General features: G+C 65.7%; 15 protein-coding genes. 7 read left to right on the top strand and 8 right to left on the bottom strand.

Translation table 11 applies throughout. The features are described from left to right. Positions 1–3 precede the first annotated feature (3 nt). Together AC07UK_RS00935 and AC07UK_RS00930 are read right to left on the bottom strand one after the other, a co-directional pair. A complete protein-coding gene (locus tag AC07UK_RS00935) occupies positions 4–1,185 on the bottom strand; it encodes an isovaleryl-CoA dehydrogenase (protein ID WP_494685421.1) in 1,182 nt (393 codons plus the stop codon). A 70-nt stretch (positions 1,186–1,255) separates the two neighbouring features. Further along, positions 1,256–2,980, bottom strand: coding sequence for an AMP-binding protein (locus tag AC07UK_RS00930; RefSeq protein WP_494685422.1), 1,725 nt, complete (start codon positions 2,978–2,980; stop codon positions 1,256–1,258). 292 nt (positions 2,981–3,272) lie between these two features. Between AC07UK_RS00930 and AC07UK_RS00925 the strand changes: the two genes are divergently transcribed. Then, entirely contained in the window at positions 3,273–3,968 is a 696-nt protein-coding gene (locus tag AC07UK_RS00925) for a TetR/AcrR family transcriptional regulator (protein ID WP_013956909.1), read from the top strand. A gap of 133 nt (positions 3,969–4,101) precedes the next feature. On the opposite strand, the gene AC07UK_RS00920 is transcribed toward AC07UK_RS00925, so the two are convergent. The 5 genes from AC07UK_RS00920 to AC07UK_RS00900 all read right to left on the bottom strand — a co-directional run bounded on the left by AC07UK_RS00920 (position 4,102) and on the right by AC07UK_RS00900 (position 8,279). After that, on the bottom strand, positions 4,102–4,956 hold the full coding sequence (locus tag AC07UK_RS00920; RefSeq protein ID WP_010811730.1) for a 3-oxoadipate:acetyl-CoA acetyltransferase: 855 nt from the start codon (positions 4,954–4,956) through the stop codon (positions 4,102–4,104). 26 nt (positions 4,957–4,982) lie between these two features. Further along, a complete protein-coding gene (pcaD, locus tag AC07UK_RS00915; RefSeq protein WP_436221824.1) occupies positions 4,983–5,765 on the bottom strand; it encodes a 3-oxoadipate enol-lactonase in 783 nt (260 codons plus the stop codon). Between the two features lie 13 nt (positions 5,766–5,778). Continuing rightward, on the bottom strand, positions 5,779–6,057 hold the full coding sequence (catC, locus tag AC07UK_RS00910) for a muconolactone Delta-isomerase (RefSeq protein ID WP_013956906.1): 279 nt from the start codon (positions 6,055–6,057) through the stop codon (positions 5,779–5,781). A gap of 45 nt (positions 6,058–6,102) precedes the next feature. Beyond that, complete coding sequence (locus tag AC07UK_RS00905; RefSeq protein ID WP_114132746.1) at positions 6,103–7,248, bottom strand: muconate/chloromuconate family cycloisomerase; 1,146 nt, start codon at positions 7,246–7,248, stop codon at positions 6,103–6,105. 113 nt (positions 7,249–7,361) lie between these two features. Then, positions 7,362–8,279 carry a LysR family transcriptional regulator gene (locus tag AC07UK_RS00900; protein ID WP_010811734.1) on the bottom strand — a complete coding sequence of 306 codons (918 nt, stop codon included), beginning with the start codon at positions 8,277–8,279 and terminating at the stop codon, positions 7,362–7,364. A gap of 146 nt (positions 8,280–8,425) precedes the next feature. Between AC07UK_RS00900 and catA the strand changes: the two genes are divergently transcribed. The 6 genes from catA to AC07UK_RS00870 all read left to right on the top strand — a co-directional run bounded on the left by catA (position 8,426) and on the right by AC07UK_RS00870 (position 14,057). Further along, on the top strand, positions 8,426–9,349 hold the full coding sequence (catA, locus tag AC07UK_RS00895) for a catechol 1,2-dioxygenase (protein WP_494685423.1): 924 nt from the start codon (positions 8,426–8,428) through the stop codon (positions 9,347–9,349). Between the two features lie 104 nt (positions 9,350–9,453). Next, positions 9,454–10,896, top strand: coding sequence for a benzoate 1,2-dioxygenase large subunit (gene benA / locus AC07UK_RS00890; protein WP_494685424.1), 1,443 nt, complete (start codon positions 9,454–9,456; stop codon positions 10,894–10,896). Continuing rightward, positions 10,893–11,408 (top strand): benzoate 1,2-dioxygenase small subunit, encoded by a 516-nt coding sequence (gene benB / locus AC07UK_RS00885; RefSeq protein ID WP_114132749.1) that lies wholly within the window; start codon positions 10,893–10,895, stop codon positions 11,406–11,408. Before benA ends, benB begins: the two co-directional genes overlap by 4 nt. Before the next feature lie 21 nt (positions 11,409–11,429). Then, entirely contained in the window at positions 11,430–12,449 is a 1,020-nt protein-coding gene (benC, locus tag AC07UK_RS00880) for a benzoate 1,2-dioxygenase electron transfer component BenC (RefSeq protein WP_494685425.1), read from the top strand. A gap of 17 nt (positions 12,450–12,466) precedes the next feature. Continuing rightward, on the top strand, positions 12,467–13,252 hold the full coding sequence (locus AC07UK_RS00875) for a 1,6-dihydroxycyclohexa-2,4-diene-1-carboxylate dehydrogenase (RefSeq protein ID WP_494685426.1): 786 nt from the start codon (positions 12,467–12,469) through the stop codon (positions 13,250–13,252). Between the two features lie 109 nt (positions 13,253–13,361). Further along, entirely contained in the window at positions 13,362–14,057 is a 696-nt protein-coding gene (locus AC07UK_RS00870) for an alpha/beta hydrolase (RefSeq protein WP_494685427.1), read from the top strand. Positions 14,058–14,132: 75 nt separating this feature from the next. Here the strand turns inward: AC07UK_RS00870 and AC07UK_RS00865 are convergent, their stop codons facing one another. Beyond that, the gene (locus tag AC07UK_RS00865) at positions 14,133–15,524 is read right to left on the bottom strand and encodes an aminotransferase-like domain-containing protein (RefSeq protein ID WP_494685484.1); all 1,392 of its coding nucleotides are present in this window, start codon (positions 15,522–15,524) and stop codon (positions 14,133–14,135) included. Positions 15,525–15,682: the final 158 nt, after the last annotated feature.

Here is a 15,682-nt window from a genome sequence, read left to right as displayed (position 1 = left end):
CGCTTACATGGTTTCCGCGAACAGCTCGCGGCCGATCAGCATGCGGCGGATCTCCGAGGTGCCGGCGCCGATCTCGTACAGCTTGGCGTCGCGCCACAGGCGGCCGGCCGGGTATTCATTGATATAGCCGTTGCCGCCCAGGATCTGCACGGTCTCGCCCGCCATCCAGGTGGCCTTCTCGGCCGTGTACAGGATCACCGCGGCGCAGTCCTTGCGCACCTGGCGCACGTGGTCGCTGCCCAGCGCGTCCAGGTTCTTGCCGACCGTATACAGGTAGCTGCGCGCGGCCTGCAGCGTGGTGTACATGTCGGCCACCTTGCCCTGGATCAGCTGGAATTCGCCGATGCTCTGGCCGAACTGCTTGCGGTCGTGGATATACGGCGTGACCACGTCCATGCACGCCTGCATGATCCCGACCGGGCCGCCCGACAGTACCGCGCGCTCATAGTCCAGCCCGCTCATCAGCACCTTGGCGCCGCCGTTCTCGGCGCCGAGGATATTCTCGACCGGCACTTCCACGTCCTGGAACACCAGTTCGCCGGTGTGCGAGCCGCGCATGCCCAGCTTGTCCAGCTTCTGCGCCACCGAGAAGCCCTTCATGCCCTTCTCGACGATAAACGCGGTCATGCCGCGCGCGCCCAGCTCGGGCTCGGTCTTGGCGTAAACCACCAGCACGTCGCAATCCGGGCCGTTGGTGATCCACATCTTGGTGCCGTTGAGCACGTAGCGGTCGCCCTTGAGCTCCGCGCGCAGCTTCATGCTGACCACGTCGGAGCCGGCGTTGGGTTCGCTCATCGCCAGCGCGCCGATCCATTCGCCCGAGACCAGCTTGGGCAGGTACTTTGCCTTCTGCGCCGGCGTGCCGTTGCGATGGATCTGGTTCACGCACAGGTTGGAATGCGCGCCGTAAGACAGGCCCACCGAGGCCGAGGCGCGGCTGATTTCTTCCATCGCGATCATGTGCGCCAGGTAGCCCATGTTGGCGCCGCCGTATTCCTCGGCCACGGTGATGCCGAGCACGCCCAGGTCGCCCATCTTCTTCCAGGCGTCCATCGGGAACTGGTCGGTGCGGTCGATCTCGGCGGCGCGCGGGGCCAGTTCGGCCTGGGCCCAGTCGCGCACGGAATCGCGCAGCATTTCGATGTCTTCGCCAAGGTCGAACTTGAGGCCGGGGAGGGTGTTCATAGCGGTGTTGTCTCTGGTGTTGTCTGTGGGATCGGGGGAATGGCTGGCGCCGCGCACCGGCGCCGGCGCGTCAGGCCGTCCTGGATTCGCTGAGCTTCAGTTCCTGCGTCATATGCTCGCGCATCACGAATTTCTGTACCTTGCCGGTGATGGTCATGGGCATCTCGTCGACAAAGCGGATGTAGCGCGGGATCTTGTAGTGCGCGATCTGGTCGCGGCAGAAATCGCGGATTTCGTCCTCCGTGGCGCTCGCGCCAGGCTTGAGCACGATCCACGCGCAGACCTCTTCGCCGTACTTCTGGTCGGGAACGCCGAACACCTGGACCGCCTGGACTTTCGGGTGGCGGAACAGGAACTCCTCGATCTCGCGCGGGTAGATGTTCTCGCCGCCGCGAATCAGCATGTCCTTCACGCGGCCGACGATGTTGCAGTAGCCTTCTGCGTCGATGGTGGCGAGATCGCCGTTGTGCATCCAGCCGTCGCGGATGGCTTCGGCGGTACGCGCCTCGTCATCCCAGTAGCCCAGCATCACCGAATAGCCGCGGGTACACAGCTCGCCTGTTTCGCCTACCGGGACCATGGCACCTGTCGCGTCCACGATCCTGACTTCGAGGTGCGGCTGGATGCGGCCGACAGTGGTGGTGCGCTTGTCCAGCGGATCGGTGGTGCTGCTCTGGAAGGAAACCGGACTCGTCTCCGTCATGCCGTAGGCGATGGTCACCTCGGACATGTGCATCTGCGACACCACGCGCTTCATGGTTTCGATCGGGCAGGGTGACCCCGCCATGATGCCGGTGCGCAGGGAAGAGAAGTCGTAGCTCGCGAAGTTCGGGTGATCGAGTTGGGCAATGAACATGGTCGGCACGCCATGCAGTGCCGTGCAGCGCTCTTCGCTGACTGCCTGCATGGTGGCTTCCGGCTCGAAGGCCTGCCCGGGGAACACCATTGCCGCGCCGGAGGATACGCAGGCCAGCACCGCCAGGACCATGCCGAAGCAGTGATAGAAGGGCACCGGAATGCAGAGCTTGTCCTGCTCGGAGAAACGCATCGCCATGGCAATGAAGCGTGCGTTGTTGACGATATTGCGATGGGTCAGCGTGGCGCCCTTGGGCGCACCGGTAGTGCCGCTGGTGAACTGCACGTTGATCGGGTCATGGCGATCCAGCTGTGCCGTGATGGCATCCAGCGTCGACCGCGCCACGCCCGTGCCGCGCGCAATCACATCGGCATAGCGGAGCATCCCGGGCGTATGGTCGTCGCCCATCCGGATGACGCAGCGCAGTGCCGGCAGGCGCGCCGCCTGCAGTTCGCCCGGCGCGCAGGTGGCCAGTTCGGGGGCGAGTACCTGGAGCATCTCCAGGTACCGTGAGGTCTTGAAGGCTTCCGCCGCGACGATGGCCTTGACGCCCACCTTGTTCAGCGCGTATTCAAGCTCGGACAGGCGGTAGGCGGGATTGATGTTCACCAGCACCAGCCCCAGCCGCGCCGTGGCGAACTGGGTGACCAGCCACTCGACCCGGTTGGGAGACCAGATACCAACCCGGTCGCCTCTCTCCAGCCCCAGCGTGTGCAGGCCTGCCGCCAGCGCGTCCACGGCGTCGCAGAATTCGCGCCAGTTCCAGCGCACCCCTTGCTCGCGAAAGGCAACGGCTTCCCGCTCGGGGTAGCGCGCCACCGCTTGCGCCAGCAACTCCGGCACGGTCTGCTCCGACAGCGGAATGGTGGTGTCCCCCCTCACATGCGAAAGCCCGCCAATCGGCAGGATGGTGGGAGAGGACTCGGCCTGCATCGTCATACTTGTCTCCAAAGCCCGGTTGTGGTTCGTCACGTTGGATATTTGTGAGTGGTACTCAATAAACAGCGTATCGATGGATTCTGGGGTGGCGTCTCCGGGTTTTCCCGAATATTTGCGGCGTAGTTGCTTTATTTTGAGCTATTCCTTCGAGGCTCGCCTGACGCACCGTTGGTGCGATGATCGAAAAATACATGGTGCCAATCGAAATGGCAACCTAAAGTTGAGTAAAGCTCAAGTCAGGGTTGAGCCGGCCCTATAATCTCGCCTTCGGGCAAGCAAGGACTCAATCAAGATGGAAGACGTCACATCGCCCCGCCGTGTGCCGGCGGGCGCCAAGGCGGAACAACGCATCCGGGACATCCTGCGCGTCAGCCGCGAGGTATTCGCCGAGCTCGGCTATGAGCGGACCACGACCACCGAGATCGCCCAGCGCCTGGGCATCTCCGAGGGCACGGTGTTCACCTACTTCCATGGCAAGCGCGAGCTATGCGCACGCGTGATCGAGGACTGGTATGACGAGATCATCGGCACCGTGGAACAAGGCATGCCGCACGGGCAGAGCACAAAGGTGCAGCTGGAGTTCTATGTCAGGACACACCTGAGATTGTTCCTGATCCAGGGGACGGGCTTGTGTGCGCTGGTGTTGTCGGAGGGGCGTGCAAAAGGGCCGGGGCTGGGAGAGGTGTTCGTACCGCTGCAGCGCCGCTATACGGCACCGTTGATGGACTTGCTGGCGCGGGCGCGGGACAACGGCGAGATCCGGGATGACCTGCCGTTGAGCCTGCTGCGCTCGGCAATCCTCGGCCCGATGGAGCACATCCTGTGGGACGCGATCGCCCGGCAGCGGCAAGTGGATATCGAGAAGACGGCCAGGGATATGGTGGCGTTGTTGTGGCCCGCCTTGCTGCCTGTAGACGTCGAGGTGGAGAAATTGCGCGCATTCTATGGAGAAGTCGGCGCGGCATTGAGAAGGGCGGGCAACGGTTGACGTGCGGCGCGCCTTGAAGCACCGGTCCACTAATCCACTGATCTAGTTCTTGCGAGGGACCCTTGCCGGATTCATGCACCGCCATGCGCGATCGCCTGCTGGCGGCCCTGCACGTCTTCGAATAGGCCTTAATCTACCAGGGCGAACGTCCGTCGATTTCCATTGATGGCAGCCCCAGCAGCGCGCGCGCCTGGGCCACTGTCGCCACGGGGCGCCCATATTCCTCGCACAAGGCCGCTACCTGGCTGACCAGCGCGGCGTTGGAGGGCGCCAGTGTCTGCTTGTCAAGCCGCACATTGTCTTCCAGGCCGGTGCGGCAATGGCCGCCCAGTTCGAGCGACCAGCGCGCCATCGTCAGCTGGTCCCGGCCGATACCAGCGCCGGTCCAGGTCGCATCGGGTGCCAGGCGCCGCAGGGTGTGCACGTAGAAGGCGAGCACCTCGCGATCGACCGGCATCGCATTCTTGATCCCCATCACGAACTGGATATGCAGCGCGCCGTCGATCTTGCCGGCCTGTTGCATGGCCACCGCCTGGAAGATCATCGACAGGTCGAAGGCCTCTATCTCGGGCTTGATGGCGTAGGCCTTCATTTCCGCGGCGAGCCAGTCCACCAGGTCTGGCGGATTGTCATAGACGCGTGTCGGGAAATTGACCGATCCGGTGGCAAGCGACGCCATGTCCGGCCGCAGCGACAGCATCCCCCCTCGCTCCCTTCCCGCGCCTGAGCGGCCGCCGGTGGAGACCTGCGTGATGATGCCAGGCGCATGCTTGCGGATGCCCTCCAGCACGCGGGCAAAGCGGTCGGGCTCGGAGGAGGGCGTCTCGTCGTCATTGCGCACGTGCAGGTGGACGAGCGTGGCGCCCGCCTCGAAGGCGGCCTGAGTGGATTCGACCTGCTCGCTGACAGTGATCGGCACGGCAGGGTTGTCACGCTTGCGCGGCAGCGAGCCGGTGATGGCGACGGAGATGATGCAGGGCTGGGTCATGTCGGCTCCGGTAAGGATGTATGGCATCACGCCTGTGACAGGAAGCGGATCACCGCGTGCGAAAACGCCTCGGGCAACTCCCAGTTGGACAAATGCGCGGCGTTGAGCGCGAGGTATTCGGCGTCGGCAATGCCTTGCGCCAGCTCGCGGCCCTGTTCCGGCGTGGTGGCGGCATCCTGCACGCCCGCGATCACCAGCACGCGCGAGCGGATGCCTGGCAGCAGGCCGCGCAGGTCGGCATCGCGCACGGCGGCGCAGCTGGCGATATAGCCGTCGGCATCCGTGGTTGCGAGCATGTCGAGGACGGGTGCCATGCGCGCCGGATCGCCTGCCAGCGCGGCCGGCGTAAACCAGCGGGCCAGCACGCCCCCGGCAATCTCCGCCATGCCCTCGTTGCGGACGCGCTCGATACGCGTGTTCCAGCCGGACGCCGGGCCGATCAGCGCCGCGGTATTCGCCAGCACGAAGCGGCCGAAGCGCGCGGGATGATGGCGTGCCAGCCAGATGCCGGTCATTCCGCCCATCGACAGGCCGCAGAAGTGGGCCTGCTCGACAGCAGCATGGTCCATCACGGCCAGCACGTCGGCACCGAGCTCGGCCATGCCGAACGGCGCTGTCGGCACGCCTGAGGCGCCATGGCCGCGCGTGTCGTAGCGCAGCACGCGGAAGCGCTCCAGCAGCGCCGGCATCTGCGGATCCCACATCGACAGGGTGGTGCCCAGCGAGTTGGACAGGACCAGCACCGGCGCGCCGGCCGGACCGTTAAGTTCATAGTGAAGGCGAAGCCCGTCGCGGGTGGCAAAGCGCATGACGTGGGCTTCCTCAGCGGATCGATGAAGGATGCGGCGCCAGCGGCGTGACGGCGATCTTCATGTACGGGAACAGCGGCAGCCCCGATAGCAGCGTGTGCAGCGCCTCGTTGGACTCGACGTCGAACACGCTGTAGTTGGCATACTCGCCGACCACGCGGTAGAGCTGCTGCCACTTGCCCTGGCGCTGCAGGTCCTGCGCATAGGCTTTCTCGCGCGCCTTGATGTCCTCCGCCTGCGCGGCGGGCATGTCGTGCGGCAGGTTTACGTCCATTCGTACCAGATACAGCATTGGTGTCTCCTCGCTTCGATTCTGATGGGGTCTGATTGCAGGGATTCAGGCGCGGTCGCGCCGGTAGTGGGCGAGCTTGTCCTCGTCCAGCGCCATGCCCAGGCCGGGGCCCTGCGGCAGGTGCAACGCGAAGTCGCGGTAGACGGGGCGCTCGGCCACGATGTCGTCCTTCAGCAGCAGCGGGCCGAACAGTTCGGTGCCCCACGCCAGTTGCGGCAGGGTCGCAAAGCCGTGGGCGGCGGCAATGGTGCCGATGCTGCCTTCGAGCATGGTGCCGCCATACAGCGCAATGCCGGCCGCATCGCCCACCGCGGCAGTGCGCAGCATGCCGAAGATGCCGCCCGACTTGGCGATCTTCAGTGCGAACACGTCGGCGCCGCCGATGCGGGCCAGTTCCATTGCGTCCTCGGGCCCGCACACGGCTTCGTCGGCCATGATGGGCACGACGAAGCGCGCCGCCAGACGCGCCAGCGCGGCGCGTTGCTCGCGTGGCGTGGGCTGCTCGATTAGGTCGATGCCGGCGGCCTCCAGCATGGCAATGCCGGTGGCGGCATCCGCTTCGTTCCAGGCCTGGTTGACGTCCACCGTGACGCGCGCCCGCTCGCCCAGCGCGCGCTTGATCGCGGAGACGTGTGCCACGTCCTCGCGCACGCTGCGCCGGCCGATCTTGAGCTTGAAGGTGTCGTGGCGGCGCTCGGCAAGCAGGCGCTCGGCCTCGTCGATGTCCCGCGCCGTGTCGCCGCTGGCCAGCGTCCACAGCACCGGCAGGGTGTCGCGCACGGCGCCGCCCAGCAGTGTCGCCAGCGGCACGCCGAGACGCTTGCCCTGCGCGTCCAGCAGCGCGGTCTCAAGCGCCGACTTGGCGAAGCGGTTACCGCGTGCGACCTTGCCGAGGCGCGCCATGGCGCCATGCACGTTGGCCGCATCCTGGCCCAGCAGCGCGGGTGCAAGGTAGCTGTCGATGGTCAGCTTGATGCCCTCGGGGCTCTCGTCGCCATAGGAAAGACCGCCGATGGTGGTCGCCTCGCCGAGGCCTTCGATGCCGTCGGCACAGCGCAGGCGGACGATCACCAGCGTCTGCCGCTGCATGGTCGCCATGGCGAGCTGGTGCGGCCGGATGGTCGGAAGATCGACCAGGATGGCCTCGATGGACTCGATGGCCGTGATGCTTTGCTGCGTCGCCACTTTCATACCTTCCTGATGCAGTTGAACGTTGCACCGGAGTATGGAGGGCTATTTTTGGGGTGTCCAAGACCGTTGGCGTCTGATTCCATACCTACAGAGTATGAACCGCCTGTTGCGCCTTATTCCTTCGGCGGCGGCAGGTAGGCCATGCCCTCATCCTCGTAGAGCTGGTAGATCATGTCCCGCAGCGAGCGCAGGTCGGCCGACTCGTCCAGCATGCGCGTGCTCATGATAATGGGCGACACCAGCTTGGGATCGTCCAGTTCCTTGTAGGTCACGTCGCCCCGCTTGAGCCCGTAGACGCTGCTCGGGACCACCGAGATGCCTTCGCCCATCGCCACCAGCCCGAGCGCGATCTGCAGCTCGCGCACCTCGTGCAGGCGGCGCGGCTTCAGGGCGCGGTCGTGGAAGGCGGCCAGCACCTGGTCGGCAAAGCTCGGGCGCGGCGCCTTGGGGAAGATGATGAGCGGCTCGCCGACCAGGTCGTGCAGCGCGAGCTCGGGCTTGGCGTCAGCCAGCGGATGGCCGACCGGCAGCGCCACGATCATGCGCTCCTCACGCAGCACCACGCGCCGCACCGACGGGTCTTCGTGGCGAATGCGCCCGAAGCCCACATCGATGCGCCCCTCCTTGAGCGCCTTGATCTGGTCCATGGTCGACATCTCGTGCAGGCTCAGTTCGAGATCGGCGTGCATCTGCCGGAAGCGCCGGATGATCCGCGGCAGCATCCCATACAACGTGGAGCCGACAAAGCCGACCGACATCTTGTGCTCGATCTTGCCGACCCGCTTGGTCATCGCCTGCAGTTCCGCGGTCTGGGCCAGCAGTTGCAGCGCGTGGGTATAGAAGAAGCGCCCGGTGTCGGTCAGTTTCAGCGGGCGCGAGTGGCGCTCGAAGAGTTGCACACCCAGGTCGTCCTCCAGTTGCTGGATCTGGCGCGACAGCGGCGGCTGTGCGATATGCAGCCGCTCGGCCGCCCGGGTGAAGTTGCGTTCCTCTGCCACCGCCACGAAGTAACGCAGGTGCCGCAATTCCAAGACTATACCTCCTGAGTATCGAGGGGATACTAAATCAGTGTTGGACTGCCAAAACTGCCGTTGACTATGCTCCATCCGTGCCCGGAAGACAAGCTCGATACCTGCAAAGCATGAACCGGGACCCAACCACAACTATGGAGACCCCCATGACTCACTCGGAAATCGACGCCCTGGTCCACAGCTTTATCGTCGCCACCGGCACGCAAGGCACCCCCGACCCGCGCGTGCAGCAGGTGGTAGTCCGCCTGACCGCGGACCTGTTCAAGGCGATCGAGGACCTCGACCTGAGCGCCAGCGAAGTCTGGAAGGGCATCGAGTACTTCGCCGAGGCGGGCGCCACCCAGGAGTTGGGCCTGCTCGCCGCCGGCCTGGGGCTGGAGCGATTCCTCGACGTCCGCGCCGACGAGGCCGAAGCCCGCGCCGGCCTGACCGGCGGCACGCCGCGCACCATCGAAGGCCCGCTCTACGTGGCCGGCGCCCCGGAAAGCACCGGCTTTGCCCGGCTTGACGACGGTAGCGACGACGGCAAGGGCGAGGCCCTGTTCATGCAAGGCACGGTGTACGGTGCCGACGGCAAGCCGCTGCCCGGCGCCAGGGTCGAGGTGTGGCATGCCAACCTGATGGGCAACTACTCGTTCTTCGACAAGACCCAGTCGCACTTCAACCTGCGCCGCACCATCGTCACCGATGCCAATGGCCGCTACCAGTTCCGCAGCAACGTGCCCAACGGCTACGGCTGCCCGCCGCAAGGCACTACCCAGCGCCTGCTGGACCAGCTCGCGCGCCACGGCCGGCGCCCGGCCCACATCCACTTCTTCGTGTCGGCGGACGGCCACCGCAAGCTGACCACGCAGATCAACATCGACGGCGACGAATACCTTTGGGACGACTTCGCCTTCGCCAGCCGCGAGGGGCTGGTGCCGGCGGTGACCCGCGTCACCGAAGCCGCCGCGCTCGACAAACACGGCGTGGACAAGCCGTTCGCCTCGATCGACTTCGATTTCCGGCTGCTGCCGGAACAGGCCGGCGCCCCCGCCGCCGAGGTGGAGCGCCAGCGCGCCGCCGCCTGATTTTCCGCAATGCCGCCCGCCGCGCGGGCCGGCAGATCCAGTCCGGGCGGCAGCGCCATGCGCAGCGCCGTCCAGCAGACAAGACATCGGCAGGAGACAACTCCATGATCCCCATCTATCCGGAGGGCAAGGCCCCCGTTCGCCCCAGCGCCGGGCGCCTCGACCTCGATGCCTTCCTGGTGGAAGACAAGGCAAGCGGCGACTACCGGCTGCACCGCCAGGCCTTCACCGACGAAGACCTGTTCGAACTCGAGATGAAGCATATCTTCGAGGGCAACTGGATCTACCTGGCGCACGAAAGCCAGATCCCGAACAACAACGACTACTACACCACCCATATCGGCCGCCAGCCAGTGGTGATCGCGCGCAATCGCCAGGGCGAGCTGAACGCTTTCATCAACGCCTGCAGCCACCGCGGCGCCATGCTGTGCCGCCACAAGCGCGGCAACAAAGCCACCTACACCTGCCCGTTCCACGGCTGGACCTTCAACAACAGCGGCAAGCTGCTGAAGGTGAAGGATCCCGAGAACGCCGGCTACCCTGACTGCTTCAACAAGGAAGGCTCGCACGACCTGAAGAAGGTGGCGCGCTTCGAGAACTACCGCGGCTTCCTCTTCGGCAGCCTGAACGCAGACGTGCCGCCACTGAAGGATTTCCTCGGCGAAGCGGCGCGCGTCATCGACATGATCGTCGACCAGTCGGCCGACGGGCTCGAGGTGCTGCGCGGCTCATCCACCTACACATTCGAGGGCAACTGGAAGCTGCAGGCCGAGAACGGCGCTGACGGCTACCATGTGTCGGCGGTGCACTGGAACTACGCCGCGACCACCAGCCAGCGCAAGCAGAAGAACGCGCAGGAAGACAAGATCCGCGCCATGGACGCTGGCAAGTGGGGCCAGCAGGGCGGCGGCTTCTACGCCTTCGAGCATGGCCACATGCTGCTGTGGACGCGCTGGGCCAACCCGGAGGACCGCCCCAACTTCAGCCGCCGCGAGGAATTCGCCGAGCGTTGCGGCGCGGAGACCGCGGACTGGATGATCCAGAACTCGCGCAACCTGTGCCTCTATCCCAACGTCTACCTGATGGACCAGTTCGGCTCGCAGATCCGCCTGCTGCGTCCGCTGGCCGTCGACAAGACCGAGGTCACCATCTACTGCATCGCGCCGAAGGGCGAATCCGACGAGGCGCGCGCGCGCCGCATCCGCCAGTACGAGGACTTCTTCAACGTCAGCGGCATGGCCACCCCCGACGACCTCGAGGAGTTCCGCGCCTGCCAGCAGGGCTACGCCGGGCAGGCACTGGCCTGGAACGACATGTGCCGCGGCGCGAAGCACTGGATCGACGGTGCCGACGAGGCCGCGCAGCGCATCGGACTCAAGCCCGTGATGAGCGGGGTGCGTACCGAGGACGAGGGCCTGTACACGGTGCAGCACCGTTACTGGCTGGACGTGATGAAGAAGGCCGTGGCAGAGCAATCCGCCGAAGCCGCGAATGAAGCCACCGACGCCACCGACGCCACCGACGCCGCCGCAGGGAGCGCAGCATGAGCACCGCCGACATCACCCTCGACAAACCGGTCGACGTGGCCGCCATCCAGTCCTTCCTGTACCGCGAGGCACGGCTGCTGGATGACGAAGAGTGGGACGCATGGCTTGCGTGCTACCACCCCGACGCAAAGTTCTGGATGCCCTGCTGGGATGACGACGGCAAGCTGATTACCGACCCGCAGCGCGAGATCTCGCTGATCTATTACCCGACCCGCCAGGGCCTGGAGGATCGCGTGTTCCGCATCAAGACCGAGCGCTCCAGTGCCACCATTCCGGACACGCGCACCAGCCACAACCTGAGCAACGTCGAAGTGCTCGGTGTGGCGGGCGACACCTGCACCGTGCGTTTCAACTGGCACACGCTCAGCCATCGCTACCAGACCACTTACAGCTACTTCGGCATGTCGCGCTACACGCTCGACCTCTCCGGCGGGCAGCCGCGCATCCTGGACAAGTACGTCGTGCTCAAGAACGACTACATCAACCAGGTCATCGACATCTATCACATCTGATCCAGGCTGGAGGAACGCGCCATGGAACACACCATCGCCCTGCAATTCGAGGACGGCGTCACCAGGTTCATTACCTGCGGCGAGAACGAGACCCTGTCCGATGCCGCCTACCGGCAGCAGATCAATATCCCGCTGGACTGCCGTGACGGCGCCTGCGGCACCTGCCGCGGGCTGTGCGAGTCGGGCAGCTATGACCTGCCCGAATCCAGCTATATCGAAGATGCACTGACCGCGGAGGAAGCTGGCCAGGGCTACGTGCTGGCCTGCCAGACCCGCCCGCGTTCGGACTGCGTGATTCGCGTGCCCGCCTCGTCGGCCGCGTGCAAGACCGGCGTCACCACCTACCAGGGGACGCTGGCCGAGCTGGAACAGCTCTCCGATTCGACCATCGGCTTTTCCATCGACCTGGACGAGGCCGCCGGCCTGGACTTCCTGCCCGGCCAGTATGTCAATGTCGAGATCCCGGGCACCGGCCAGACGCGCTCATACTCCTTCAGCTCCGCGCCCGGCAGCGCGCGCACCGGCTTCGTGGTGCGCAACGTGCCGGAAGGCCGGATGAGCACGTGGCTGACCAGCCAGGCCAGATCAGGCGAGCGCGTGGCGTTTTCGGGTCCCTACGGCAGCTTCTACCTGCGCGAGGTGGCGCGGCCGGTGCTGTTCCTGGCCGGCGGCACCGGCATCGCCCCGTTCCTGTCGATGCTCGATGTGCTGGCCGCCAGCGGCTGTGCGCAGCCGGTGCGCATGGTCTACGGGGTTACCAACGACATCGACCTGGTGGCGCTGTCACGCATCGATGCGGCCCAGGGTGCCTTGCCCGGCTTCGAATACCGTACCTGCGTTGCTGACGCTGCCAGCAACCACGCCCGCAAGGGCTATGTCACAGCCCATGTGGAGCCGGAATGGCTCAACGGCGGCGATGTCGACATCTACCTGTGTGGCCCCGTGGCGATGGTGGAGGCCGTGCGCGGCTGGCTGCAGCAGAGCGGCATCACGCCCGCCGGCTTCTACTATGAGAAGTTCTCGGCCAGCAACGCGGCATGAGCAAGGAGCACGACAACATGAGAATTGCTACACGCTTTGCCGGCAAAGCCATGATCGTGACCGGGGCCGCGCAAGGCATCGGCCGCGGCGTCGCACTGGCCGCCGCCGCCGAGGGCGCCTCGGTGGCGCTGGTCGACCGCTCGGCGCTGGTCGATGAAGTCGCGGCGCAGATCGTTGCTACTGGCGGGCAGGCCATCGCAGTGCACGCCGACCTGGAGCGCTATGCCGGCGCCACGCAAATGGCGCAGGCGGCCGAAGCAGCCTTCGGCCGCATCGACATCCTCGTCAACAACGTGGGCGGCACAATCTGGGCCAAGCCCTTCCAGGCCTATGAGGAGGACCAGATCGAAGCCGAGATCCGGCGCTCGCTGTTCCCCACGCTGTGGTGCTGCCGGGCGGTGCTGCCCGGCATGGTCGCGCGCCGGCAGGGCGTCATCGTCAACGTGTCGTCGATTGCCACGCGCAGCATCCACCGCGTGCCCTACGCGGCGGCCAAGGGCGGCGTCAATGCACTGACGGCCAGCCTCGCCTTCGAGCATGCGCACGAAGGCGTGCGCGTCAACGCCGTGGCCACCGGCGGCACCGAGGCGCCGCCGCGCAGGATTCCGCGCAACATGGCCGCGCAGAGCGAGCAGGAGGCCATCTGGTACCAGGCCATTGTCGACCAGACCAGGGCCTCGAGCCTGATGCGCCGCTATGGCACGATCGACGAGCAGGTCCATGCCATCCTGTTTCTCGCATCGGACGAGGCTTCGTACATTACCGGCACGGTCCTGCCAGTTGGCGGCGGGGATCAGGGCTGATGAGCGAGCGTCTGGGTGGCATCGATTGGAGCGCAGTCCAACCGCCGAGGGACTGCAGCGTGTTGCATTGTTCGGCTTACAGCCTTCATTGGCAGATAGGAGTCAGATCATGAGCAAGCCCTCGATCATTCTGGTGCATGGCTTCTGGGGAGGTGCCGCGCATTGGGGAAAAGTCATCGTTGAACTGGCGCGAAAGGGGTATACGAGCGTCCGCGCCGTTGAAATGCCGCTGACATCACTTGCTGACGATGTCGAGCGTACCCGCAAGATGATTGCCCAGCAGAAGGGGCCGGTCCTCCTGGTGGGGCATTCGTACGGTGGTGCGGTGATTACCCAGGCGGGTGACCAGCCCAATGTGGTGGGGCTTGTGTATATCGCGGCGTTTGCGCCAGATGCGGGGGAGAGCCCCGGTGGCATTACGCAGCAGCATCTTCCGGTTGCGGCTCCCAATCTCGAACCCGACAGCGACGGCTACTTGTGGCTCAAGTCCGATAAGTTCCATGAGAGCTTCTGCCAGGATCTTTCGCCCGACGACACGCTGGTGATGGCGGTGACGCAGAAGGCGCCGCTTGCAAGCACCTTCGGCGACGTCATCACGACGCCGGCCTGGAAAAAGAAGCCGTCCTGGTACCAGATTTCCAGCGAAGACAGAATGATCGCCCCCGAAAACCAACTGAAGATGTCGGCCCGGCTCAATCCCCGGAAGGTCGTGACTCTGGCGGCAAGCCATGCTTCGCTGGCTTCGAAGCCAGCCGAGGTTGCAGCGTTGATCGACGAAGCCGCGACGGAGTCGGTCAAGGGATAGCGCCCTGAACGCCGGCGCCCGCCGGACCAGTGCGCCGAACAGCGGAAAGCTGCGCGGTCAAGGGGAGCCCCCCGGCTACAGCATCGCTGAATGCAAGTGATGCGGATTGTCGAGCGTTTCCGCGATGATCCGCAGCGACTCCTCGATCTCATCGCGCTCGCCCGGGCCGCCCAGGCAGACACGAATCGCATCGGGCGGGTTGCCGTCGGTCGAGAAGGCGGCGGCCGATACCGCGCTGATGCCGCGCGAGCGCAGGTGCAGCGCCAGTTCCGACGGGCTCCACGCTGAAGCCGCCGGGATCGGCAGCCACAGGTGAAAGCCTTCCGGGTCCGCGTCATAGGCCAGGCCCTCGAGCACATGGCGCGCAATCAACTGCCGCGCCGCGCTTTCGGCGCGGATGGCCTTGAGCATGTCGTCCACCGTTCCGTCCTTGATCCATGAAGTAGCGAGCAGTGTGTTGATGGGGCTCGCCATCACCGTCGTTGCCCGCAGGGTGCCAGCCAGGCGCTGCGCCTGCCGGGCGGTGGGGGCTTGCAGGAACGCTATGCGCAGCCCGGCGCCCAGGCATTTGGACAGGCCGGTGACGTAATACGTGAGTTCCGGGGCGAGCGCGGCAAACGTCTGCGGTGCCCGCAGCGGCAGCATGCCGTAGGCATCGTCCTCGATGATCGGCACGCTGTAGCGCAGCGCGACTTCGGCGAGCTGCTCGCGGCGTGCCTGCGGCATGGTGCGCGTGCTCGGGTTCTGGATGGTCGGATTGCAATAGAGCGCCGCTGGCTTCTGTGTCTTGCACATGGCTTCGAAGGCGTGGGCGAACGGGCCATCCTCGTCGCCGGGCAGCGCCTGTAGCTGGATATTGAGCTGCGCGGCGATGGCCTTGATGCCGGGGTAGGCCAGCGCGTCGGCACAGATGGTCTGCGCCGGGCGCGCGAGCTGCGACAGCAGCGCGACCAGCGCGCTGTGGATGCCGGGCGTGACCAGCACGGTGTCCGCGCTGCATGCCGGCACCCAGCGGCGCAGCCATTTCGCGGCGACCGAGCGATCGGCCGGGGTTCCGCCGAAGTCCTGGTAGCGCAGCAGCGTGTAGGGATCGGCAGCCTCCAGCAGTTGCGCCATGGCGGCACGAAGCCGCGCTGTCATCGCGCTCGGCTCCGGCGGCATGTTCATGGTCATCTCCGCACCGGTGCCGCCGCGCAACGGCATCGCGGGCGCACGTCCGCGCACGTAAGTGCCACTTCCTGTCTTGGTGTCGATCAATCCCCGCTTCCTCGCTTCGCTGTAGCCGCGCGCCACGGTGGTGTAGTTCAGTTGCAGCGCTTCGGCCAGGTCGCGCAGCGGCGGCAGCCGGTCGCGCGCGCGCAGCTGGCCGTCGGCCAGTGCCTCCTCGATCAGGTCCGGAATCAGCAAATAGGCCGGCTTGGCACTGCCGGCGATACGTTTTACCCAATGGCTGGTCAGGTTGGACACCGTGGTCTCCCGCTGCGCGATGCGATGGAATTCAGTGCCCTGAGGGTAGCACCCGAATGATCGCTTACCAAGCTGCACAAGCGATTGCATCAGAAGTTCTCAATGATGGTGCGATATCAGCGCGGATGCACCACGCGTGCGCACCAGGCGGCTGGTTC

The sequence above is a fragment of the Cupriavidus sp. GW821-FHT07C08 genome (assembly GCF_059419025.1).
The sequence above is the reverse complement of the archived record's forward strand: the minus strand, read 5'-3'. Positions and strand labels throughout refer to the sequence as shown.

Bases quoted from the DNA above. Each gene is read 5' to 3' on its own strand.
- AC07UK_RS00935 (WP_494685421.1), bottom strand. From the start codon at position 1,185: ATGAACACCCTCCCCGGCCTCAAGTTCGACCTTGGCGAAGACATCGAA.
- AC07UK_RS00930 (WP_494685422.1), bottom strand. From the start codon at position 2,980: ATGACGATGCAGGCCGAGTCCTCTCCCACCATCCTGCCGATTGGCGGG.
- AC07UK_RS00925 (WP_013956909.1), top strand. From the start codon at position 3,273: ATGGAAGACGTCACATCGCCCCGCCGTGTGCCGGCGGGCGCCAAGGCG.
- AC07UK_RS00920 (WP_010811730.1), bottom strand. From the start codon at position 4,956: ATGACCCAGCCCTGCATCATCTCCGTCGCCATCACCGGCTCGCTGCCG.
- pcaD (WP_436221824.1), bottom strand. From the start codon at position 5,765: ATGCGCTTTGCCACCCGCGACGGGCTTCGCCTTCACTATGAACTTAAC.
- catC (WP_013956906.1), bottom strand. From the start codon at position 6,057: ATGCTGTATCTGGTACGAATGGACGTAAACCTGCCGCACGACATGCCC.
- AC07UK_RS00905 (WP_114132746.1), bottom strand. From the start codon at position 7,248: ATGAAAGTGGCGACGCAGCAAAGCATCACGGCCATCGAGTCCATCGAG.
- catA (WP_494685423.1), top strand. From the start codon at position 8,426: ATGACTCACTCGGAAATCGACGCCCTGGTCCACAGCTTTATCGTCGCC.
- benA (WP_494685424.1), top strand. From the start codon at position 9,454: ATGATCCCCATCTATCCGGAGGGCAAGGCCCCCGTTCGCCCCAGCGCC.
- benB (WP_114132749.1), top strand. From the start codon at position 10,893: ATGAGCACCGCCGACATCACCCTCGACAAACCGGTCGACGTGGCCGCC.
- benC (WP_494685425.1), top strand. From the start codon at position 11,430: ATGGAACACACCATCGCCCTGCAATTCGAGGACGGCGTCACCAGGTTC.
- AC07UK_RS00875 (WP_494685426.1), top strand. From the start codon at position 12,467: ATGAGAATTGCTACACGCTTTGCCGGCAAAGCCATGATCGTGACCGGG.
- AC07UK_RS00870 (WP_494685427.1), top strand. From the start codon at position 13,362: ATGAGCAAGCCCTCGATCATTCTGGTGCATGGCTTCTGGGGAGGTGCC.